Origin of the sequence: Paenibacillus sp. G2S3 (assembly GCF_030123105.1) — a bacterium.
In the GTDB taxonomy this organism is placed as follows: Bacteria; Bacillota; Bacilli; order Paenibacillales; family Paenibacillaceae; genus Paenibacillus_AQ.
Map to the genome: position 1 here is coordinate 3,612,329 of NZ_CP126095.1, position 20,888 is coordinate 3,633,216.

Sequence of the window (20,888 nt, forward strand, 5' to 3'; positions counted from 1 at the left end):
TTATTATTGTACTGTTAAGCGCTTTCAACAAGGTGTCAAATTTAAGATAAATGGTTTGTTTTTTCTAGAAAAATACAATATATGTCCGAACATAACGAAACACCCGCTAATTCGGGCGTTTCGATTAACAATATTTTCGATAATCAGTCTGTTGCAAATTTAGTTCTATAGACATTGTTCACTGCTGCCTTGGAACTCGTTCAATCAGATGTTGAACCAAAATCGGTAATCTTAAGCTTTAGATCAAAGGTTAATGGAATCCGAGTAAATTCCTCGTCCCAATGATCCTTAATCTGTTTCCAGACATGTGGTTTTTCAATGCTGAAGCAATCACCAAATCCTGCTACATCCACTTTGTAGGTGGACTGCATTTTATGGATAAGACTATTGATATGCTGGGTTAATTTTTCTTCGAATATCTTCTCAAGTTCTTTGAAATAAACAACATCCGAGGAATGCGCATCAACATCCCAATTCTCAATTAGGCGGCCAGTGGACTCGATCGCAACATGAAAGGATATCTTCTTATCTTCGGTCTCATTCAGCGTAATCTTACTCTTAACGGATTTAATCTCATAAGTTATCGAGTCGTTCGACTGATCATATGCTTTGATGCTCCCGCCTTGTATATCCCCTTTAATCCAGGCAATACTCTCCACATCATGTTGGTCAAGATTGCCGATCCAATGTCCTGTATCTCCTTTGATAATACCGGCTCCGGAAAATTCGACCTCACCTTGTGCCTCCACAACGTTCTGCAACACAAAGCTTTGTTTGGAGTACATCAGCGCATCTAGATTCGACAACGTTATCCCCTTCATAACTTTACTGGTTCTGAAGTTGTTATGGACCATCTCTGCCAGTCGAAAGGAAGGAATCTCCTCCGAGGTCGTCATAAGCGTATCGGACGCACGCCCTTGGCTAAGAAATATGAGACAGCTGGGACGGATATCGTTATCTCGCAGTACAAAGTCCATCAACCGTCTGATCTTCTCCTGTTGCACTAAATCCTCTGAGATAACTATAACCTTGAGGTGGTGGCCTATAATTGGACGGTTCTGGCGAATGGAGAATTGACGGAATACTTCAAGCAAAGAATCTCCAGTCTCTGAAATATTGTTAAAATGGGTTTTGGGTGTTTCGCCATCTTTGCCGGAGTTTCCAATTGTTCTTTCAGGCACAATTTGTACGGTTGCCGTAACTTTATTATGCTTTTGATAGCTTCCTCCACGTTCCTCGAATTCCCGTTCGAGCGTATTAGGTTCTCCCTTGTCTAGCGCCAAACCCGTATAAACACTAAGGTCTTCAATCTCTTTACTACTCCAACAGCCAGGCTGCGTAAACAGAACCATGAGTACTAATAATATGCGTAAAACTCTCTGCCTAAACATTCTGCTTGAGTCCTTTCTTCCTGATGAGTAATACAATCGACAATAACAGTGGCAACAACATAAAAATCAGCACACCCATATAGCCAATCGAATCACCAAGACTGAAGACATCATTGATGCGTTGAGGGATCATCGTGCAGATGAAGATTACGGGCATTAAGGCGAAAATTACCGGATGGATCTTTAGATTGAACACTTGCGAGATTCCAAGCGCCGCATTAAAGAAAAAGCTGCAAAAATTACAGAACATCTGCATCAGCCAGATGACTAGCAGCGGAAATTCAAATCGTTCAAAAAAGAAACCTGAAATTTCAAAGCTCCGTACCAAATCTATCGTTGGCCAGGTACTGGTGATTACAGAATTGATGGACAGACCGCCAATAACCATCACAACAGTAACCAGATATAGTACCAGCGGGATGCAGAATCCGACCACCATCCCCTTGACTGCTTCCTGCGGTTGCTCCATAAAAGCTGTCATTGTCATTACAACTTCACAACCAGTAAAGATGAGGATACTCGACTTCATGCCATGGATGACCGGCATCAGACCTTCACTCATAAAAGGACGCAAATGCTGGATATCAAAAATCCTGGTGCTTAAGATAAAACAAATGATCAGGATAAAGATACTGATCGGAAACACAATCTGAAACACACGGGCAATGGAATTAATCCCACCATACACCAAATAAGTACCAACCCAGATGAACGGCATCACAATCGCCCAAATTGGTGTCCCTTCCAGAAGAAAGAACAATGTTACTTCCGCCAGTACACGGATTTCGAATCCCGCAATCACAATAAAGTACAGAATCAACAGTGAACTCAGTACACCACCTGGAAGATTCCCAACAATTTTTTTAGAATACTGAAAGACAGTTTTACCCGGAAATTGCTGGCTAAGTTTCACCATAACCAGTATCACTATGAGCACAGCGATCCCACCTAGCACCACAGAAACCCAGGCATCTGGAGTCTTCACACCTTGGACAATATCTCTGGGCAAGGTCAGAATTCCAGCTCCTAGCATTGAATTCGTCAGTACTATGGTAGCCTGCGAGGTTGTGATCTTGTCATCCGTACGTTTGAACACTGTGGTCTCCCCTCTGCTCCTGCTAAGAATACATTCTCTAGGACCTGCGCTTTTTCTTTTGGGTCTTTAGCATCTCCGGTCTTCGCTTCATGATGGATAACGGTGCACGGACGAATAAATCCTTCCAGTCACTTACCCGGAAAGGTGAGATAGGGGTGATGTAAGGAACACCGAAGCTTGAAAGCCGAGTCAGATGACTGCAAATCAGCAGAAAGAACAGGATGGTTCCGAACATACCCAGGACTGCCGCAAATAACATGCCTGTGAATCGTAAGATTCGGAGGGTGATGCCGGCACTGTACATCGGTATGGAAAACGAAGAGATCGCTGTCACGGCAACGACAATGACTAGAAAGGGACTTACAATACCAGCCTGTACCGCGGCATCTCCAATGATCAGACCTCCGACAATTCCCATTGCCGGACCTATGGGCTTCGGCAGACGAATTCCAGCTTCACGTAAGATTTCAATGGAAATCTCCAGAATCAACACTTCAATTAAAGCAGGAAAGGGTACGCCTTGGCGTGTTTCGATAATGGAAATCGCCAGCTGTGTAGGAATTAGCCCCGGATGAAAGGAAATAAAAGAAATATACAGCGCAGGGGCTAACAGAGCCAGAAATGATGCGCAAAACCGTAGCACCCGTAATAGTGTTCCTGGTAACCAGCGTTCATAGTAATCCTCTGGAGACTGCAAAAGCATACTGAACGTCACTGGAACAATAAGTGCAAACGGTGTGCCATCAAGTAAAATGGCAATTCTCCCCTCTAATAAGGAGGCAATCACACGATCGGGTCTTTCCGTGTTCTGTGTTTGCTGAAACGGACTTAAATAATCATCCTCGATTAACTGCTCCACATAGCCAGATTCCAGAATGAAATCCATATCAATTTTGGAGATCCGGTCCTTCACTTCCTGTAGCAGATCAGGATTTACAATGTTTTTCATATAAGCGATAACCAGATTCTTCTTGATTTCGCTGCCCACTTCAACCTTTTGCATTTCTAGATTCTTATTGAGTCCTTGGCGCCGTAGCATAGAGGTATTCTCGCTGAGCACTTCGGTAAAGCCAATCCGAGGTCCCCGCAGTAATGCTTCCGAGGTCGGCTCATTAATAGCGCGCACTGCTCCATGTGGAAAGCCAACCAGCAGCATCTCACGCATTCCTTCGACAATCAGTGCAGTGTAGCCAAACAGGACAGACTCCTGCAGATAGTCCAAATCTCTGGTTTCATTAAGCTGAACCAGCGGGAGCATATTCTGTTTCATATAGGTGTATATTCCTTCCGAAGCCTGCATTTCACCAGCAAACATCAGATTTTGCAGCACCTGTTGATTGATCAGCTCTTCATCCTGCATTCCCTCTACATAAACCAACACGGCACGTGCCTGAATACTTTTTACTGAGAATTCACGGAAATGCACATCACTGTTATCCCCCAATGCCATTCTTATCGCTGTTAGGTTGGCATCATAGTCTTGAGTAAACGCTGTACACACAGGAGGCTGCTGATTTGCTTCATCGTTGTCTGCCTTCTTTAGTTCCGAATCCTGAGATTTAGCCCCTGATTCCTTGGAACGTCCGCTTCCAACATAAAAATACAAATGCTTGTAAAGATAATAAATCCCTATGGGAAAGAGCAGCGTGATCGCCGCTTGCATGAAAATTGTCCAATCCGGAATATAAGAGACTATTTTAGACCACATCGTAATCATCCTCTAATAGGAATCTTCTAGATACTATTCTCCGCTCGCTCAAATTTTATACAACTTTTGGAATAGAAGGAAAGTATAGATCGGTGCAAGGTGATAAATGTTGTTGTGCATCCAAACATAAAGAGACGCCCGCATAAGCGGGCGTCTCGATAAAAAATATTTAAAATAGTTACTGTGGTTGCCGCCATTGTTTTAGCACTTCAAGTAGCCCCGGAACATCTAATCCATCCAAAGAAAAAGCTTTGCGTAGCAGCTCATGTGGGATGAATTCGTCGTATTTCCCGAGATAAGGAGCTTCATCTGGAGATAATAAGGATAACGGATCTGTGGCAGCCATACTCTCAGCGATGATCTCCGCCTCCAGCGTTTCTGCATCTGTTTTGCCTGCAACCACCATATAATAAGGTTCCATCGGCACGATAGAACGGAGTCCCTGTGAGCTCTTCAAATTGTTTTTAAGAAGGCGCTCCAGTGTGCGGAATTGCCGACTACCCGCCCAAGGCAGAATGAACATTGAATCTCCACCTGCTGGCATAACGGAGCGTTCAAGCATTCCACTCTCCTTCGCTAAACGGCGGGCTCTCTCAAGCCGCGCAGCGGCACTTGGAGCTAGATAGGGATACAGTGCAGTTGCGCCTAAGACTTCACGTATCTTGGTCATAATGCGTGTATGTACATCTCCACCCGCTCCAAGCCACAACGTATCCACTTTACCGCGTGAGGTTTTTACATAAACAGCTTTATGGCGATTATCGACCTCTTCTACCTTCCAGAGCTTCCCTGCCAGAGTAAAACAGTAACCCGGTGGTGGTACTGTTGTGATCGATCCAATTTCCTCTGTTCCATTATAGACAACATGCTCTTCATCGTCTTTAAAGACAGCGTAGAAGCGGAAGTTGTTCACAATTTTCTCCCCTGCCATCCCGATAATCAAGCTGCCTTCATCCATCTTCTCGATTTGTCCCATACCCAGCATATAAGTCATGAAGGTATCGTAGTCCGTAGGATCAATGCTATTGAAGGAAGGTAAACTTAATACTGCTTCCTTTAAATCCTCCGGCTCCGCCTCACCCATACTCTTCAATATGCTCATCGTCTGATGGTATAACAGCCCTACTGGCAGCTGGCGCACCACCAGTGGTTCAACCCACTTCTCGCGCACATATAGCTCTATAACCGCTATCGCTCGAAGCAGCGTCCAAGGCATCCGTGCCGGAAGCTGCGCTTCCTCATCCTCTTCCTCGGGCGTGACAAAGATCATCTCGGATGCGGCGTCACCGCGCCTGCCCGAGCGACCGAGTCGCTGCACAAAGCTTGCGCAGCTATAAGGTGCGCCGACCTGGAGCACTCGCTCCAACTCTCCTAGATCAATGCCCAGCTCCAGCGTCAATGTCGCTGCCGCAACTGCAGGTCCGGAGCCTTGCCGCAGCGCGGCTTCCGTCTCTTCGCGGAGCATCGCGGAGATGCTGCCATGGTGAACGTGAAAAACATCCCGTTCCCCACGCTTCGCGGCCGTTCTCCGCAGCTCAAGGGTCGCCGTCTCCGCATCCGAGCGGCTGTTCGTGAAGATCAACGCTTTCTTAAGATGCGTGTGATCGTAAATGAAATCGTAGTAAGACTGCTTCGCGCGTTCTAAATGCTCCGCCTGCACCTCATCCCGTGCATCCGGAAAGGAGAAATGCTCCACACTTAAACGGAGCTTACGCCCGCCTTGTGGAGCGGACACCTCGACACTCTCCCGCGTGCCTGCCGCCAGCCACTCCGTCACCGAAGCATAGTCGCTAAGCGTAGCCGATAGACCGATTCTACGCGGATGGCATCCCGCCATTCGTGAGATTCTCGCCAGCTGACTCAGGACTTGAATTCCCCTATCAGCTCCCATGAAGGCATGGACCTCATCAATGACAATGTAACGAAGATCATGGAACAGCGCCGGAATAGCATTCGGGCGGTTCATCAGTAATCCCTCAAGGGATTCAGGGGTGATCTGCAGCACGCCTGAAGGATTCTGCACAAGTTTGGTTTTATCCGCTTGCGGTACATCTCCATGCCAGTGCCACACTGGAATATTGCCCTCACGCAGCAAATCATTCAAACGTGTAAATTGATCGTTGATCAATGCTTTCAGAGGAGCGATATACAGAATACCAACCGAACCTGAAGGACGCTCATACAGCTCAGTGAGCGCTGGAAAAAAAGCCGCCTCTGTCTTACCAGAAGCTGTACCCGAAGCAATCAGTAAGTGATGCGGTGTATCAAACAGCACACGACAGGCATCCACCTGCGCCTCGCGCAAGGTCTCCCAACGGTTCTTATAGATAAACTCTTTAATGAAGGGAGCCAGCCTATAAAACGGATTATCACTCATAGTTCAAACTCCGCCAGAAACCCATCCAACTCGTTTTGTTCGGTCTCAGCAGGTTTGGTGGTTCGTTCACCCACAAGCTTCTCGAAAGAGATCTCCGGATGCTGGTGCAAGGTGTGCAGTAGATCCATGAAATCACGCACCACTTCCCGCGGAGTCAAAAGCTCGTCAGCCCCTAATCTGCCCACCGCTTCTTCCATAAAATGAACCAATTGTTCTTGTGTTAACTGTGCTTCGTAACCATAATGAAGCGCATGAATATCTCTAAGCTTTTGCAAAAGGATCAGAATTTCTTCGTGTGAGAGCATGTCCAGCGCAATAATAGGTCCAGTGTAATTATTCAGACCTGCTGCGCCGTATCTTCCAGCAACTAATCTAGAACGCAACGCTTCATAACTAAATAATCCACGCCGTCCATCCTCCACAAATTGCGGAGTCCCGCCTATAAAAATCCCTAGGCTTTCTGCCTTTCCCTGCATCGTATCATTGAACATCGTAAGCAGCTTCTCATAGTTACTCTGACGTGAGATGCTGTTCGTGATTTTGTAGAGATTGACGCCTTCGTCTATGAACAGCAGCAGTCCTTTATAACCAATAGCAGAAGTGAATTCCGCCCACAGCTTCATATAATCGTACCAATTATCATCATCAATAATCACGCCAACACCAAGCGCTTTTCGTGCTTCCGTTCGTGTGGCGAATTCTCCTCTTAGCCAGCGAAGAGAATCCTGCTTCAATTCATCATCAGCGAGCTTGTGTGCATTCCAGTAAGTCGCCAGCACTTTGGCAAAATCAAACCCATGCACCAAACCACGCATTTCGGAGGCAACAGCATAAATTCGTTTCTCTACCTCGTCACCAAGCTGAGGGTGATCAGGACCGTATTCATTCTCTTGCATCACAGACTGCTGAAGTGTAATGATCCATTTTTGTAAAATAATCTCCAGCGCGCCTCCATCTGGGCGCGTCCGGGTAGACAAATGACTCATCAGCTCTCGATATGTAGCAAGACCTTGTCCTTTTGTTCCCACTAATCTTCGTTCAGGGGATAGATCCGCATCTGCCACTACAAAATCCCGATCCATTGCATAATTACGGATCATCTGCAAAAGAAAGCTTTTGCCGCTACCGAATTTGCCTGTAATTAGTTTAAAAGCAGCTCCACCCTCCGCGATGTTGTCCATATCTCTCAATATCGCTTCAATCTCTGGCCGACGGCCAACGGCTATATGTTCTAGTCCAATACGCGGAACCACACCAGCTGTCAGTGAATTGACTAGCGCTGTCGTCATGCGTTTAGGAATTTTCAAAACATTCATGCAATGTTCACCCCATTAAATATTAAGCAGATGAATTTTATATTCTTCTGCAATTTCTTCACCAACTATGATCAAATCACCTAGAATGTCCATTGCGATATCATTGATCTCATCAATCAAAAGCTCTGACATCGTGCCGTTTGCAGCCGCTAGCTTCTGTATGGCTTGTGTTCCGTCTTCGTTCATTAACGAAAGCAGAGCTTCGTGTTGGAGTGGACTTAAAACTTCAGAGAACTGCTCCCACTCCGTCCCTACGTTAGCAGATCGAACTTCTTCAATAACTATCTCAGGCTCAAGAGACTCATGAGGCACAATGATTTCATCTTCAATATCTTCAAATTCTTCTTTTTCTGGATCGGGTTCCTCATTTATAACTTCGAAATCGCTATCCTCAAATTCTTGCAGCTCATTCATCTCCTCAACCGTAAGCATGGTTCGTACAATCTCGGAATCGCTCTGCAGCCTTTCAAGCTTCTCAAGATCAATGACTACTGCTGGCCCCTTGTCTTCCTGTTTCTCTTTCTCAAATTCCCGCTTCAGAAAACGAGTGATAAGGTCTTCCATATCAGCATCCACGTTAACCCCTTTGAGCCGACCTCGATATCCCAGCAGTTCCCGTAATTTATTCTCTGTTAAACGGAATAGCCTTGTAATCAAACTGCGAAGCGGTGGAGATTTACTGATACGCACAACCGGTATAATTACAGAATAGCCATATAACGAAATATCATATACGGCACTTCGGAATAAATAACGCTCCCGCATTACTGAGGGTCCAGGTGGGAACATTTCAACCAAATTTGAGCCATGTTTTCGAGTAACATAAGCGTTGATTAACGCCACTACCTGTGGAATGTATTGTTCGAGGGCTGCTTTACCTTCTCCCATGTAGAACTTAGATTTACTAATATCGTAGTCCGACATTGCTGTTAATACCGTAAAGGTTAACTGCTCAGGAGATATAGTAAGGCATCTCTCTAACTCTAGCTCTGCCAGATCTCCAGCAAGACCGCGTGAACGAGCAACAATTAAAGATAGAGGCACATCCAAATGATGAACAAACGAGAAGTCCGCGATCCAACCACCCAAATATTGATCCAGACGTTTATAATTTTCTCGATAAGCTTCCCAGATTTGACTGAGCTGCTTATAGCCATCATAAGGATCTTGCCAGCCTATACCATTAATAAGCTCATACACATGCAGAAAAATATATGAAAGATCCGTTTTCGGATATCTACCCTGTCTAACTTCATTGCGCCAATAAAAATACCATCTACTTTGCGTGCCTGTCATATGACCATACGTTGGCCAGTAACTCTTAAATGGAACCAATAGTGCTGAATCCTCGGTTCTATGTTCCAATTCCTTTGCTCTAGTTACAAACTGACCTTCGGTAGTTGTCACAGGCTCCGGGGTGTCAGTCTCCAGATCCCAAAGCTGTAGCTGTAAAGAAGGTTCAGAAGAGGTTTTTGGCTTCCCTTTATTTTCAGAAGATAATTTAGGCAGCGCTGGTACTGATGAATTTCGCGGGGGAATCGGAACATTTTGTTCTGTACTTTCCCAGACTAATTCCGTGAAATGAGGCTGCTTCCTATCCTTACTCATGTTCGATCGCTCCGTTCTTATAAAAGAAGGACTAATGCAAGCATAAACGCCCAAATATATAGTCTCTGATATGTTAAAAAAAACGGCCCTGTTCACAACTGTGAAGGAACCGTTTTGTTCTTATTAAATTTTAGCATTGTTGGTAGATTAACATCAAGTATGTAATGAAGAATTATCCTTTACAGAAGCTCCGTTCCCTTTGTCTCTTTTCCTAGGAAGAGCACCGCTAACGCACCGATAATAATCGTTACAAAAAATAACATGAAGATCGAGCCAATCGCTATAGATTTACCTACCAGCACCCCTACTAGTAAAGGAGCGATGATGCCACCAATCCGGCCAAAGGAAGTCGCTAAACCAGCACCTGTTGAACGAATGGTTGTTGGGTACAACTCTGGTGTATAAGCGTACATACCACCCCATGCTCCGAGATTAAAGAATGATAAGCAAATCCCAGCAGCCATCAACATGCCTTCTGTAGTTGCATTTCCGAACCATGCCGCACTAACGGCAGTGAACAGCATATAGATGACGAGGACAAACTTACGTCCGAACTTCTCGATAAAGTAAGCGGCAGTAAAGTACCCCGGCAGCTGAGCTAGCGTCATGATAAGTACATACTCGAAGCTTTTAACCAAGCTAAAACCTTTAAGTACCATAACTGTAGGTAGCCATAGAAACATCCCATAATACGAAAACACTACGGTAAACCATAAAATCCACAGCATAATCGTAGAACGACGATACTCTGGTGACCATACCGTTGTGATACGTTTTTTCAAGGACACCGGCGCCTTCTTAATCTCTGCAAACTTCGGTGAATCGTCTATAGCACGTCTTAAGTATAATGCGTATAGAGCGGGAACAGCACCAATACCGAATGCTACACGCCAGCCATAATCAGGAATAACAAAGAATGCAATTAAAGCAGAAGCGATCCAACCAACCGCCCAAAAGCTCTCTAGTAGCACAACCGCGCGGCCTCTCTCACGGGCAGGCATACTTTCAGACACTAGTGTTGAAGCGACGGGCAACTCTCCACCTAGTCCAAAGCCAGCGATAAACCTAAGTACACAGAGTATTCCGAAGCCTGTAGCAAAGGCCGATAATCCACTTGCAGCCGAGAAAATTAAGAGTGTCCACAGAAGTATCGGTTTACGTCCAAAACGATCTGCTAATATCCCTGCCGCCGCAGCACCCACAGCCATGCCTACGGAGTTAATACTTGTCAATATGCCGATCTGCTCCGGTCCCAGATTCCAATCCTTGGCTAAAGCCGCAACAACAAAAGAAATCATCCCGACATCCATTGCGTCGAACATCCAGCTTAAGCCTGCACTGAAGAGTAATTTCCTTTGCTTCGGATTCCGCAGCAGTGTCATTTGATTCACTTCCAAGCCCCCTTATATCCTACATCTATCTAATGAAACTTACTTTTGATTGTTTCACTTATACATTTTAAAATTGAAGCGCTCAAAAATCAAGAAATAAAGCAGCATTAAAGTATTGTCTGGCCAGCGATTGAAAATAACAGGTCTGAACAGCTATCGTGGCTATCAGCAGTATGTTGCGTACAGATTCTCTCTGAGATCTCGTGAGATGCGTTAGGCGATTGATCACACGATCTGTGGAACTTCTAAGCAGGGAATCTTCTTTCCAAGAGAACTCCTTGTGCAAAAGCTGATCTACTTTACATTGCGTTTGTATCGTAGGATTACTCTTAATCTCTTCAAACAGTCCAGCATATGCGTAATACAGCTTTGCCGGTTCTATGAGATCATCATCGTCTCGATCTGGCTTTAAGAACATTAATCGGAATAGCTGACGAATACTTTCGAAATTTAGGGCTGATTTGAGATCATCGATCATAAACAGAAGTGCTGCCTGATTAACTGAATACTTCTTTCCTTCTCTTGGAGAACCGAGATACTCCTTAAAATCACGCTTCACCCAATTTTGCATAGTAGTCACAGTCAAAGTGGAATACTCTATTAGATGGCCTAATGAAGCAATTTCACCGAGTGAAAAGCCTTTTACATCATGGCCCTTAATGATCTTTTGAAAAATGGGTGGAACATCTGTAGATAAAAAAGCGGGTAACGAAGTCCCCTTTTCTACTTCATCAAGATGAAATTTAGTCCATGCCTCTTGGAGGATATTCAGCGGTTTCCGGTCTGATAATCCGGTCAATGAGAGCAGAAGACTGGACATCTCCACGCGAGTCAATGCAAATGATTCCATATCTGTTTCCCTCCACCATTTGATATTTCTCTGAAAAGTTCGTAGAATAGTTCATAAGAACTCATAATATGAGTATAACCTATTTTAGGAACGAAAGGGATGGTAAAGATTATATGGGTATAGGACTTAGTTTGACGTTGGTGGCTATTTTGATTATTTTAACCGCTTTTTTTGTAGCAACGGAATTTGCATTGGTGAGACTTAGAGGTAGTCAGATCAGTCAAATGGTGATCGAGGGAAAGAAGAACGCGCTAGCTGTACAACGAGTGTCTGCTAATCTTGACGGATACTTATCTGCTTGTCAGCTCGGGATTACAATCACTGCACTGGGTATTGGTGCACTGGCAGAGCCAGCGTTTGAGCAGTTGCTCCTTCCGGTATTCGACTGGGCTAATATTAGTCCAAGTGTGAGTCACCCTCTTGCGTTCTTATTCGCATTCGTCATTGCAACATTCCTACACGTCGTTGTCGGGGAACTTGCTCCGAAGACGGTAGCTATAAACATTCCGGAAAGAATCGGTCAAATTACATCACCGCTGATTATTTGGTTCTACAGAATTTTGTACCCACTCATTTGGTTCATGAACGGTTCCGCAAATTTGCTTGTTCGCCTTTTCGGGATGAAGCCTGCCAGTGAGCATGGAGACGCTCATAGTGAAGATGAGATTCGTTTGATCTTGTCTGAAAGCTATGAAAGTGGAAAAATCAATAAAGCTGAATATGGCTATGTCAACCGTATCTTTACTTTTGATGAGATGTTGGCCAAAGAAATCATGGTTCCACGAACCGATATGGTATGTCTTTTCACCAATCATTCACTGAAAGAAAATTTCGAGATTATCCGTAAGGAACAATATACTCGCTTCCCGGTTGCAGAAGGTAGCAAGGATAATATCATCGGAATGATTAATACGAAACAGCTTTATTTGCAATATGACAATAACCCTGATTTTGATTTCAAAGGCTTGATTCAGCCAGTCTTAACCGTATCTGAGGTAACACCTGTTAAGAATCTTTTAACACGTATGCAATTGGAGCGGGTGCATATTGCCCTGCTGCTTGATGAATATGGTGGTACGTCTGGACTCATCACGATTGAAGATATTTTGGAAGAAATCGTTGGTGAAATTCGAGATGAATTTGACGGTGATGAACGCAGAGAAGTGGAGAAAATAAGCGATACAAATTATCTGTTCGATGGTAAGGTATCTCTAATTGAGGTCAAGGAACTCACTGGTCTTGATGTCGAACATGAGGAAGTGACAACGATTGGAGGCTGGTTATACAGTCATATCCCAGATCCGGCCGTTGGCAAAAGCATTGTACATGACAATGTAACCTTAATCATTCGTGAGATGAACAGATACCGTGTACGCAAGGTTGAGGTCATCATTGAGACTACAGGTGACACTGAATCGTCAGAGCTTGAGAATTCATAAGCTTTTAATTATAAAAAACAGGATAGAGATATCAGATTAAATCTGATTCTCTATCCTGTTTTCTTTTATCAAGATCTTGCTCATGTAATATTCATCTACCCACTGACCATCGATCAAAAGCGATTTTCTTTTCGTCCCTTCGATCTCAAACCCATTTTTGATATATAGGGACATAGCCAGCTCATTATGTGTCATAACTGTTAGCTCTAACCGAACAATTTCAGTATTCCTAGCCCATGCATCCAGCTCTTTGAATAGCCCCGTACCGATTCCCTGACTCTGATACTGTCTTAGAATGCCAATGACTATGTACGCACTATGGCGATTGCGTCTAACACTGCCACCTCTAACCGACATAAAGCCTATCAAATGGCTATCAACCTCTGCGCCAATAAGGATTGAAGTATCTGCTGAAGCGAAGCTTTCGATCATCTCTCTGACCTGATTTAGACTGGATTGTCGTTCATCCGGCTCCATTAACATAAATTTGGATTCCTGATCCAACTGATGCTGTAGACGAAGTAATTCTTCTGCATCCTCTGAAATCAGCACTTTAAATGTTACCATCATATCATCACTTCCAATCATAAATAGCTATAAGTACTTTTTGAACAGCTTACTGGAACTGCTATTATATCCAAGATGCTCGTAAAATTGATGTGCATCCTCCCTTCTGACCGCACTCGATAGCATGATCTTAAGGGCTCCCCTAGAGGTGGCTACGTGCTCAGCGTATCTCATTAATTTCGCTCCGTATCCTTTCCCTCTCACCTCTTGTGCAGTGATAACTCTTTCAATGACTGCAAAGGGTCGATCGTCACATAAAGCATCCATACACAAATGAAGATGAAGCGTCCCAACAATAGTCCCTTCTTCTTCGTACACATAAAGAAAACTATCCGTATTCTCAGCTATCTGCCTCAGTCGTTCCGGTGATACTTGTATATCTGTTTGATTAGGCAGCAACAATCGATATAGATCTTCAATATAGAATGCGTCTTCAGGAACAGCCTCTCTTATCATTTGTTTCTTCCTTTCTTAATCGTTCTTAACAACGACAGACCATAATAACATTACCGTCAGGATCTTTGAAATTAAACCAATGGTCATGCTCGATATCCGTAAGAATCTCTCCGCCATTCGCTTTTACATAATCATAAGCAGCATCAATATCTTCGGTATTTAGATGAAAAGAGGGGATATTAAGAACGGACTCAGAAGTGTAAATTTTGCTGTCTAATACGATTTCCGGTCCTTGCATGGGAATCACGTATAGATGCCCGAATAATACTTCACCATCCAAAGGCAAACCAAGCAATTGGCAATACCATTCTTTAGATTTCTCAATATCCTTTACCGGAATAAAAACTGCACCAATCTGATTCAGAATCGGACTTATCACCATTAAGAAAGCCTCCTCTTTAAAGTTACAGAATAGGGTGTTATTCTAGAATAATTCGATAAAATATGTCAATTACCTCCCTCCACTTAGGGAAGGTCTGGCAAGTTATGTTATAATTTTGTGAGCACTACTCTAATTTCACGTATGACAGGAGAATTGAATTGGCTAATCTGAACTTCGGTGGATTTAAATTAACACCACCTAAAGTCTTATCACTAGGATTTGTAATACTTATCACTGCCGGAACTTTTTTACTTAGTTTGCCGGTCTCCTCAGTAAAAGGGCACATTTCTTTTATTGATGCATTATTCATGGCAACATCGGCAACCTGTGTTACAGGTCTGGCAGTCATTGATACGGGCACACAGTTGACTACTTTTGGACAAGTTGTTCTACTCGTATTATTTCAGTTTGGGGGATTAGGTTTTATTACGATGGCCACTTTGATTACTTTGGTCCTTAATAAACGAATATCCTTTAAAGAACGAATTCTTATGCAAGAATCTATGAACCAGAATTCCATGCAGGGTATTGTCCAGTTAATCCGCAGAGTCCTGATATATTCACTAGTTATTCAGCTCACAGGTGCCATTGTGTTTGCCGGTAGGTTTATGATGGATATGCCTTTCGGGAAAGCTGTATATTATGGGATTTTTCACAGTATATCTATTTTTAATAATGCAGGCTTTGATCTATTTGGTGACATTCATGGGCCCTTTAGTGGACTTACTCGTTTTGTAAACGATCCTATTGTGAATTTCACCTCAATGATCCTCATCTTTCTTGGAGGGGTCGGTTTTATTGTCCTGTCTGATGTTTTTGACTTTCCAAAACGTAAAAAGCTTACTCTTCATTCGAAGGTTGTTCTTTCTACCTCTGTGATATTGATTGCCATTGGGGCTGCTCTATTTTTCTTACTAGAATTTAATTCTACGCTGAAGCCCTTGAGTGCAGGTGGTAAGATCATGGCTACATTTTTACAAGCGATAACACCACGTTCAGGTGGTGTCACTACGATTGAAATTCCACTTATGCGGGAATCAACACAATTTCTAATGATCCTGCTGATGTTCATAGGGGCTGCGCCTGGATCTACTGGTGGGGGAATTAAGATTACTACGTTCGCTGTTCTAGTGGCTGCAGTTTCTGCAAGATTAAGGGGTAAAGAGGATATTGTAATGTTTCGTTACCAGATCGCTAAAGAAAATGTCTATAGAGCCGTGACGATGACATTAATGTCTCTAATGTTAGTTGTCATCGCTACGATGTTGTTATCCGTGACAGAAAAAGCTGACTTTCTTGCTGTACTCTTTGAATCCGTATCCGCATTCGGGACTTCTGGTCTCTCCATGGGACTTACTCCAGAACTGACTACTGCAGGTAAAGTGCTCATTATTATTCTAATGTTTCTCGGTCGGACGGGTCCACTTACTCTAGCTTATGCACTCAAGCCTAAAGGTAGTAAGGAACTTTACCGCTATCCTGAAGGGAAGATTACCATCGGATAAGGCGTGATGTAACCAGCGGCTATAAATATGGCCGCTGGTAATCACATCAACACTTGTATGTTTTATTCTTCAACGATTTCTTGTTTATCTAGTGCAGCATCAAGCAATTGATTGTATACATCGTCATCATTCTCAAGCAGCGCGTCAGTTTCTAAGAACTGCTCTTCGCTTCCAGGCTCACCCGCGAAGCTTAGGCTGTAATCCCATTCCGTTCCTCTTGTACTAAAGAAAGTAATCTCATATGGAGCCTTATGGTTTTCGAGAGTAAATATCGTCCTCCCTACATAGCTTTTATCCTCTTTACGGCTCATTTCAGCACTTACGATCTCTAAATTCATCCGCTAATCTTCCTTCCATTCATCAAATCATTTCCCCTTTCAGTATAGCATTGAAATGAATGTAATTCCTCAATTTACACTGTAAATTCCATGTAATTGACTTTTTTCATCCGGCGGTTAATAATTTAGTACAATACTTGTAAAGTACCAAACTATTAGTAATTGGAGGAAATATCGATGACTGATTTCGAGGCAAAGCTTAGTAAATATGCAGATTTAGCTGTGCAAATTGGGGTTAACGTTCAACCAGGGCAAATTCTGGTGGTGAATGCGCCGATTCTTGCAGCTGACTTCGTACGTATTATCACCGCCAAAGCATATGCGATTGGAGCAAGCTTAGTGAAGGTGAACTGGAGTGATGCGAGCATTACGCGCCAGCAGTTTGAACATGCTGCACCAGAGGTATTCACTGAGCCTCCTACTTGGTACGCAGGTGAAATGACTGAACTCGCCGAAAAAGGTGCGGCTATTCTTAACGTGATCGCGGAAGATCCTGATGCACTTAAGGGTATTGATCCTGTTCGCATTTCCAATTATCAAAAAGTACGGGGAGCTGCACTCACCAAATATCGTGAAATGCAAATGTCCGACAAAGTTAGCTGGAGTATTGTTGCAGTACCTTGTCAGGCTTGGGCGGATAAAGTATTCCCGGATGTTCCAGCTGAAGAACGTGTAAATAAACTTTGGGAAGCTATTTTCCACACCGTACGTCTTGATCGTGAAGATCCGGTAGCTGCATGGCAAGAACATCTCGACACTTTAGATCAAAAAGCAAATGTACTCAACGCAAAAAAATATAAGAAGCTGCATTACATAGCACCTGGTACGGACCTAAGCATCGAGCTTCCAGAAGGCCATATTTGGGCACAGGGGGACAGCATTAATGCTAAGGGTCATTCTTTTGTAGCCAATATGCCTACCGAAGAAGTATTTACCGCCCCTCTAAAGACTGGCGTGAATGGCACCGTACGAAGCACAAAACCTCTTAGCCATGGCGGCAACATTATCGATGGATTCTCTATTACTTTTGAGAATGGACGAATTGTTAGTGTTAGTGCAGAGCAAGGACAAGAAGCACTAGAACACCTCATTAGTATGGATGAAGGCGCGAAATACCTCGGTGAAGTTGCATTAGTTCCTCATAAGTCCCCTATCTCTGAGTCCAATATTCTTTATTACAATACCTTGTTTGATGAGAATGCATCCAACCACCTAGCTATAGGTATGGCTTATGCTTTCTGCTTAGAAGGTGGTAAGGATATGACTCCTGATGAACTGATTGCACATGGATTGAATAATAGCGTTACCCATGTGGATTTCATGATCGGTTCAGCGGAAATGAACATTTATGGTATATCTGCTGATGGAACCGAAGAACCTGTATTCCTGAATGGAAACTGGGCGTTCTAATTATTGCAAATATGAAATAAAAGACTAGAGATATTGGGAGGAGTTGAAACTATGTTAGATTTCAAGCAAAAACTGGAGAACTATGCGTTGCTGGCAGTGAAGATTGGGGTTAATATCCAACCTGGGCAGACCCTTGTTGTAAATGCCGACATCGTTTCGGCAGAACTAGTACGTCTTGTCGTACGCAATGCCTATGAAGCGGGTGCGAAGCTCGTCAAGGTTAATTATAGCGACGAGGTTGTTACACGTACACGTTATGACCTCGCTCCATCCGATTCCTTCTTGGAACCGCCACAATGGCAAGCAGATGAATTAGAAGATCTGGCTAAAAAAGGTGCAGCATTTCTATCGATAACTTCAACGAATCCAGATCTGTTGAACGGTGTTGAATCAGGAAGAATTGCAGATAATCAGCGGATCTCTGGACAAACGTTAGCTCCATATCGTGAATTGTTAATGGGGAATCACGTAAGCTGGAGTATTGTAGCCTTCCCATCATCATCATGGGCGGCAAAAGTATTCCCTGAAGCATCACCTGATCAGCAGATTGATTTGCTATGGGAAGCTATCTTTAAAGCAACACGTGCGGATCAGGCTGATCCTATTCAAGCATGGAGTCAACATTTAGATGGTCTAAAAGCACGTTGTACTACCTTGAATGATAATAAGTTCCGCAAGCTGCACTATACAGCACCAGGGACCGATTTGACGATTGAACTACCAGAAGGCCATATCTGGTGTCAAGCCGGAGCTGTCAATGGCAAAGGTGTCCCTTTCCTAGCCAATATCCCTACAGAAGAAGTATTTACTGCCCCACTGAAGTCTGGTGTGAATGGTAAGGTAAGCAGCACTAAGCCGCTTAGCTATGGGGGTAATCTTATTGATAATTTCACTCTTACCTTTGAGAACGGCAAAGTAACGGATTTCGCCGCTGAAAAAGGTTCAGAAACGCTTGCTTCCCTTATCGCATTAGATGAAGGCTCTGCTTATCTTGGAGAAGTCGCTTTGGTGCCTTTCCACTCCCCGATCTCCGAGAGCGGAATTCTATATTACACCACATTGTTTGATGAGAATGCTTCCTGCCATTTGGCATTAGGTGCAGCATATGCCTTTACCCTTCAAGAGGGTACAACAATGACCAAAGAACAACTGCAGGAAAAAGGAATGAATCAAAGCCATACACATGTTGATTTTATGATGGGTGCACCTGAAATGAGCATTGATGGTATTAAGGATGATGGAACAATCGTACCTATCTTCCGTGCCGGAGATTGGGCTTAAATTGTTCGCTTAAATTTTTGAATAGATAAAATAAATACCAAACAACCTGCTTTGCTCCTCTTCAGAGGACAAAAGCAGGTTGTTTTTTCATTACATTCTCGATACTAAGAAAATAAAATGTCCAAATTTGAATAAAAGTTCAAAAATTGTTCACACTATTGTTGATTTCCGTTCACAAATATGTCACAATACAGTTAAGGATCGAATTTCCAAGGAGGGGATTATCATGTTGAGAGACCCAATATCCAATGAAATTGACAGCGTTGAAGAAGAACAGCTCGAAATTCAAGCACCGGTGGATTCAAGAATTGTTGCATCTAATGCAATCAAATATACCGCCTATGTTATGCTGTTTTTCGGATTCTTGTATTTCCTGATTGCTTACTTGGCACCTATGTTGGAACAATAATGTGATGGATATGATTTTATTAGAAAACGCTTACGGTTAATCACTCTCATGGGAGTAGTGATTAACCGTTTTTATTTCCATGAGAACGCTTTGTTCGTCCAGGCTATTGCTGTAGGTGACCAAACGCCATCCATTCTGGAGTGTAACCAACCTATAGCCTCTTCTCTGTCGCCTTCAAATGCGGAAAGAGCGTTATCTTCCATCCAGTGGCTTACGGTCTCAAACGAGGTACTACTCCAGCCATTTTTCTCCCCTTCTGCATTATGACGTTCTTTTACACCTGAAATAACGATGTCTAGTGATGCCTGAAGCTCCGTAACTGCGTTATCGAATGCTGTTTTCTTTTCTTTAGCCTTCATATCAGCTTCAACACGAAGTATACGCGTATCAATCCCTTGATGTTCACGGATAATTTGTAGTAAAGTCACTGCTTCTCTGCTGGCCAATCCGTCATTATAACGTTCTTCTATAGATTTAGTACTACCTACAGCTGCCACAAATGCTGGAAACCACTCCCTAGAGACCAAGATAGCTTTTTTCTTAACAAATTTACCGTATCCAGCCAGGCCTTCACCAGGAAACCTTACGCGCCATGACCATGGATCCAGCTCTGAACCCGTATGCCAATTCTCCGCTTTCGTTAATCCGTTTAAAGATGGGTGCTCAGGAATCAGGTTGGCAAGCGGCAAAATCCCAATCTTGGCAACGATTCCTGCTGTTTCCTCAAAAGTGATAACACTACCTTCTTCATATCCTTTATAGACCACTACATCATCTCCTATGTACTCCATTATTCAGACTTCATATTTCCGATCCCAGCAATAAAAGTATTGATGAGCCGAGATAGGCTTACATTAGTATCAAGCGCCATTCCAAAACCGCCTTTTTGTTCTAAAGAGGCAAAGCCATGCAGTATGCTTCGTAACCCGCGTACTGCATGAATTTCTCCTTCCTCATCCAACTGATAACCCTTCATCACATGAATGATAAGCTTCAATATATGATCACTTGCCGCTTCCAGCTCCGTATTTGCCTGTTCAGGTGCTCGCAGCGTTGTCTCGTATAATCCAGGCCGACTTCTAGCAAAGTCTACGTACGCTCGCCCCATCGCCTGTACCGCAGCGTCTCCACTAAAGCCTTTAGCTGCGTTGTTCATTGCATCGGATAGCTCGCCTAGTCCATAAATCGCAAGTTGTGTGCGCAAATCCCCTAGCCCGTTAATGTGATTGTATAAAGATGGAGAACGAACACCAAGTTTGTTAGCCAATGCGGCTAAGGTTACAGCTTCTATTCCTTCATGATCGGCGATTTCTGCTGCTACTATAACTAGCGTACGACGATCTAATCCTGCTCTAGGTGACATT

General features: G+C 43.6%; 19 protein-coding genes. 5 read left to right on the forward strand and 14 right to left on the reverse strand.

Features of this window, described 5'->3' with window-relative positions; all coding sequences use genetic code 11:
- Positions 1–200: 200 nt before the first annotated feature.
- The 8 genes from QNH28_RS15670 to QNH28_RS15705 all read right to left on the reverse strand — a co-directional run bounded on the left by QNH28_RS15670 (position 201) and on the right by QNH28_RS15705 (position 11,737).
- Positions 201–1,391 (reverse strand): Ger(x)C family spore germination protein, encoded by a 1,191-nt coding sequence (locus QNH28_RS15670; protein WP_283907523.1) that lies wholly within the window; start codon positions 1,389–1,391, stop codon positions 201–203.
- Entirely contained in the window at positions 1,384–2,487 is a 1,104-nt protein-coding gene (locus QNH28_RS15675; RefSeq protein WP_042188572.1) for a GerAB/ArcD/ProY family transporter, read from the reverse strand. The genes QNH28_RS15670 and QNH28_RS15675 overlap by 8 nt, the downstream gene beginning before the upstream one ends.
- Positions 2,488–2,524: 37 nt before the next feature.
- Entirely contained in the window at positions 2,525–4,195 is a 1,671-nt protein-coding gene (locus QNH28_RS15680) for a spore germination protein (protein WP_283907524.1), read from the reverse strand.
- Positions 4,196–4,373: 178 nt separating this feature from the next.
- Positions 4,374–6,572, reverse strand: a complete 2,199-nt coding sequence (locus tag QNH28_RS15685; protein ID WP_283907525.1) for a DEAD/DEAH box helicase — start codon at positions 6,570–6,572, stop codon at positions 4,374–4,376.
- Positions 6,569–7,888: an ATP-binding protein gene (locus QNH28_RS15690; protein ID WP_283907526.1), complete on the reverse strand. Its 1,320-nt coding sequence runs from the start codon at positions 7,886–7,888 to the stop codon at positions 6,569–6,571. The genes QNH28_RS15685 and QNH28_RS15690 overlap by 4 nt, the downstream gene beginning before the upstream one ends.
- Before the next feature lie 15 nt (positions 7,889–7,903).
- A complete protein-coding gene (locus QNH28_RS15695) occupies positions 7,904–9,496 on the reverse strand; it encodes a TerB N-terminal domain-containing protein (RefSeq protein WP_283907527.1) in 1,593 nt (530 codons plus the stop codon).
- 179 nt (positions 9,497–9,675) lie between these two features.
- Positions 9,676–10,878 (reverse strand): MFS transporter, encoded by a 1,203-nt coding sequence (locus QNH28_RS15700; protein ID WP_042193977.1) that lies wholly within the window; start codon positions 10,876–10,878, stop codon positions 9,676–9,678.
- A gap of 91 nt (positions 10,879–10,969) precedes the next feature.
- The gene (locus tag QNH28_RS15705) at positions 10,970–11,737 is read right to left on the reverse strand and encodes a DUF1836 domain-containing protein (RefSeq protein ID WP_283907528.1); all 768 of its coding nucleotides are present in this window, start codon (positions 11,735–11,737) and stop codon (positions 10,970–10,972) included.
- Between the two features lie 113 nt (positions 11,738–11,850).
- On the opposite strand from QNH28_RS15705, the gene QNH28_RS15710 reads away from it, so the two are divergent.
- Positions 11,851–13,176: a hemolysin family protein gene (locus QNH28_RS15710; RefSeq protein WP_283912165.1), complete on the forward strand. Its 1,326-nt coding sequence runs from the start codon at positions 11,851–11,853 to the stop codon at positions 13,174–13,176.
- A 36-nt stretch (positions 13,177–13,212) separates the two neighbouring features.
- Here the strand turns inward: QNH28_RS15710 and QNH28_RS15715 are convergent, their stop codons facing one another.
- From QNH28_RS15715 to QNH28_RS15725, 3 genes are read right to left on the reverse strand one after another with little or no spacing between them, the layout of a single operon-like run.
- Complete coding sequence (locus QNH28_RS15715) at positions 13,213–13,746, reverse strand: GNAT family N-acetyltransferase (protein WP_283907529.1); 534 nt, start codon at positions 13,744–13,746, stop codon at positions 13,213–13,215.
- A gap of 24 nt (positions 13,747–13,770) precedes the next feature.
- Positions 13,771–14,199: a GNAT family N-acetyltransferase gene (locus QNH28_RS15720; RefSeq protein WP_283907530.1), complete on the reverse strand. Its 429-nt coding sequence runs from the start codon at positions 14,197–14,199 to the stop codon at positions 13,771–13,773.
- Positions 14,200–14,224: 25 nt separating this feature from the next.
- Entirely contained in the window at positions 14,225–14,581 is a 357-nt protein-coding gene (locus QNH28_RS15725; RefSeq protein WP_375103045.1) for a VOC family protein, read from the reverse strand.
- Positions 14,582–14,739: 158 nt separating this feature from the next.
- On the opposite strand from QNH28_RS15725, the gene QNH28_RS15730 reads away from it, so the two are divergent.
- Positions 14,740–16,086 (forward strand): TrkH family potassium uptake protein, encoded by a 1,347-nt coding sequence (locus QNH28_RS15730; RefSeq protein WP_283907531.1) that lies wholly within the window; start codon positions 14,740–14,742, stop codon positions 16,084–16,086.
- Between the two features lie 62 nt (positions 16,087–16,148).
- Here QNH28_RS15730 and QNH28_RS15735 read toward each other — a convergent pair whose 3' ends face one another.
- The gene (locus QNH28_RS15735) at positions 16,149–16,424 is read right to left on the reverse strand and encodes a hypothetical protein (protein ID WP_042188584.1); all 276 of its coding nucleotides are present in this window, start codon (positions 16,422–16,424) and stop codon (positions 16,149–16,151) included.
- 177 nt (positions 16,425–16,601) lie between these two features.
- Between QNH28_RS15735 and QNH28_RS15740 the strand changes: the two genes are divergently transcribed.
- The 3 genes from QNH28_RS15740 to QNH28_RS15750 all read left to right on the forward strand — a co-directional run bounded on the left by QNH28_RS15740 (position 16,602) and on the right by QNH28_RS15750 (position 19,524).
- Positions 16,602–17,834 carry an aminopeptidase gene (locus QNH28_RS15740; protein ID WP_283907532.1) on the forward strand — a complete coding sequence of 411 codons (1,233 nt, stop codon included), beginning with the start codon at positions 16,602–16,604 and terminating at the stop codon, positions 17,832–17,834.
- A 51-nt stretch (positions 17,835–17,885) separates the two neighbouring features.
- Positions 17,886–19,115 (forward strand): aminopeptidase, encoded by a 1,230-nt coding sequence (locus QNH28_RS15745; RefSeq protein ID WP_283907533.1) that lies wholly within the window; start codon positions 17,886–17,888, stop codon positions 19,113–19,115.
- A gap of 226 nt (positions 19,116–19,341) precedes the next feature.
- Entirely contained in the window at positions 19,342–19,524 is a 183-nt protein-coding gene (locus QNH28_RS15750; protein ID WP_042128123.1) for a hypothetical protein, read from the forward strand.
- A 71-nt stretch (positions 19,525–19,595) separates the two neighbouring features.
- On the opposite strand, the gene QNH28_RS15755 is transcribed toward QNH28_RS15750, so the two are convergent.
- Together QNH28_RS15755 and QNH28_RS15760 are read right to left on the reverse strand one after the other, a co-directional pair.
- Positions 19,596–20,315 (reverse strand): AlkZ-related protein, encoded by a 720-nt coding sequence (locus QNH28_RS15755; protein ID WP_283907534.1) that lies wholly within the window; start codon positions 20,313–20,315, stop codon positions 19,596–19,598.
- Positions 20,315–20,887 (reverse strand): TetR/AcrR family transcriptional regulator, encoded by a 573-nt coding sequence (locus tag QNH28_RS15760; RefSeq protein WP_283907535.1) that lies wholly within the window; start codon positions 20,885–20,887, stop codon positions 20,315–20,317. The genes QNH28_RS15755 and QNH28_RS15760 overlap by 1 nt, the downstream gene beginning before the upstream one ends.
- Between the last annotated feature and the right edge of the window lies 1 nt (position 20,888).

Bases quoted from the DNA above. Each gene is read 5' to 3' on its own strand.
- QNH28_RS15670 (WP_283907523.1), bottom strand. From the start codon at position 1,391: ATGTTTAGGCAGAGAGTTTTACGCATATTATTAGTACTCATGGTTCTG.
- QNH28_RS15680 (WP_283907524.1), bottom strand. From the start codon at position 4,195: ATGTGGTCTAAAATAGTCTCTTATATTCCGGATTGGACAATTTTCATG.
- QNH28_RS15685 (WP_283907525.1), bottom strand. From the start codon at position 6,572: ATGAGTGATAATCCGTTTTATAGGCTGGCTCCCTTCATTAAAGAGTTT.
- QNH28_RS15690 (WP_283907526.1), bottom strand. From the start codon at position 7,888: ATGAATGTTTTGAAAATTCCTAAACGCATGACGACAGCGCTAGTCAAT.
- QNH28_RS15695 (WP_283907527.1), bottom strand. From the start codon at position 9,496: ATGAGTAAGGATAGGAAGCAGCCTCATTTCACGGAATTAGTCTGGGAA.
- QNH28_RS15700 (WP_042193977.1), bottom strand. From the start codon at position 10,878: ATGACACTGCTGCGGAATCCGAAGCAAAGGAAATTACTCTTCAGTGCA.
- QNH28_RS15705 (WP_283907528.1), bottom strand. From the start codon at position 11,737: ATGGAATCATTTGCATTGACTCGCGTGGAGATGTCCAGTCTTCTGCTC.
- QNH28_RS15710 (WP_283912165.1), top strand. From the start codon at position 11,851: ATGGGTATAGGACTTAGTTTGACGTTGGTGGCTATTTTGATTATTTTA.
- QNH28_RS15715 (WP_283907529.1), bottom strand. From the start codon at position 13,746: ATGATGGTAACATTTAAAGTGCTGATTTCAGAGGATGCAGAAGAATTA.
- QNH28_RS15720 (WP_283907530.1), bottom strand. From the start codon at position 14,199: ATGATAAGAGAGGCTGTTCCTGAAGACGCATTCTATATTGAAGATCTA.
- QNH28_RS15725 (WP_375103045.1), bottom strand. From the start codon at position 14,581: ATGGTGATAAGTCCGATTCTGAATCAGATTGGTGCAGTTTTTATTCCG.
- QNH28_RS15735 (WP_042188584.1), bottom strand. From the start codon at position 16,424: ATGAATTTAGAGATCGTAAGTGCTGAAATGAGCCGTAAAGAGGATAAA.
- QNH28_RS15740 (WP_283907532.1), top strand. From the start codon at position 16,602: ATGACTGATTTCGAGGCAAAGCTTAGTAAATATGCAGATTTAGCTGTG.
- QNH28_RS15745 (WP_283907533.1), top strand. From the start codon at position 17,886: ATGTTAGATTTCAAGCAAAAACTGGAGAACTATGCGTTGCTGGCAGTG.
- QNH28_RS15750 (WP_042128123.1), top strand. From the start codon at position 19,342: ATGTTGAGAGACCCAATATCCAATGAAATTGACAGCGTTGAAGAAGAA.
- QNH28_RS15755 (WP_283907534.1), bottom strand. From the start codon at position 20,315: ATGGAGTACATAGGAGATGATGTAGTGGTCTATAAAGGATATGAAGAA.
- QNH28_RS15760 (WP_283907535.1), bottom strand. From the start codon at position 20,887: ATGTCACCTAGAGCAGGATTAGATCGTCGTACGCTAGTTATAGTAGCA.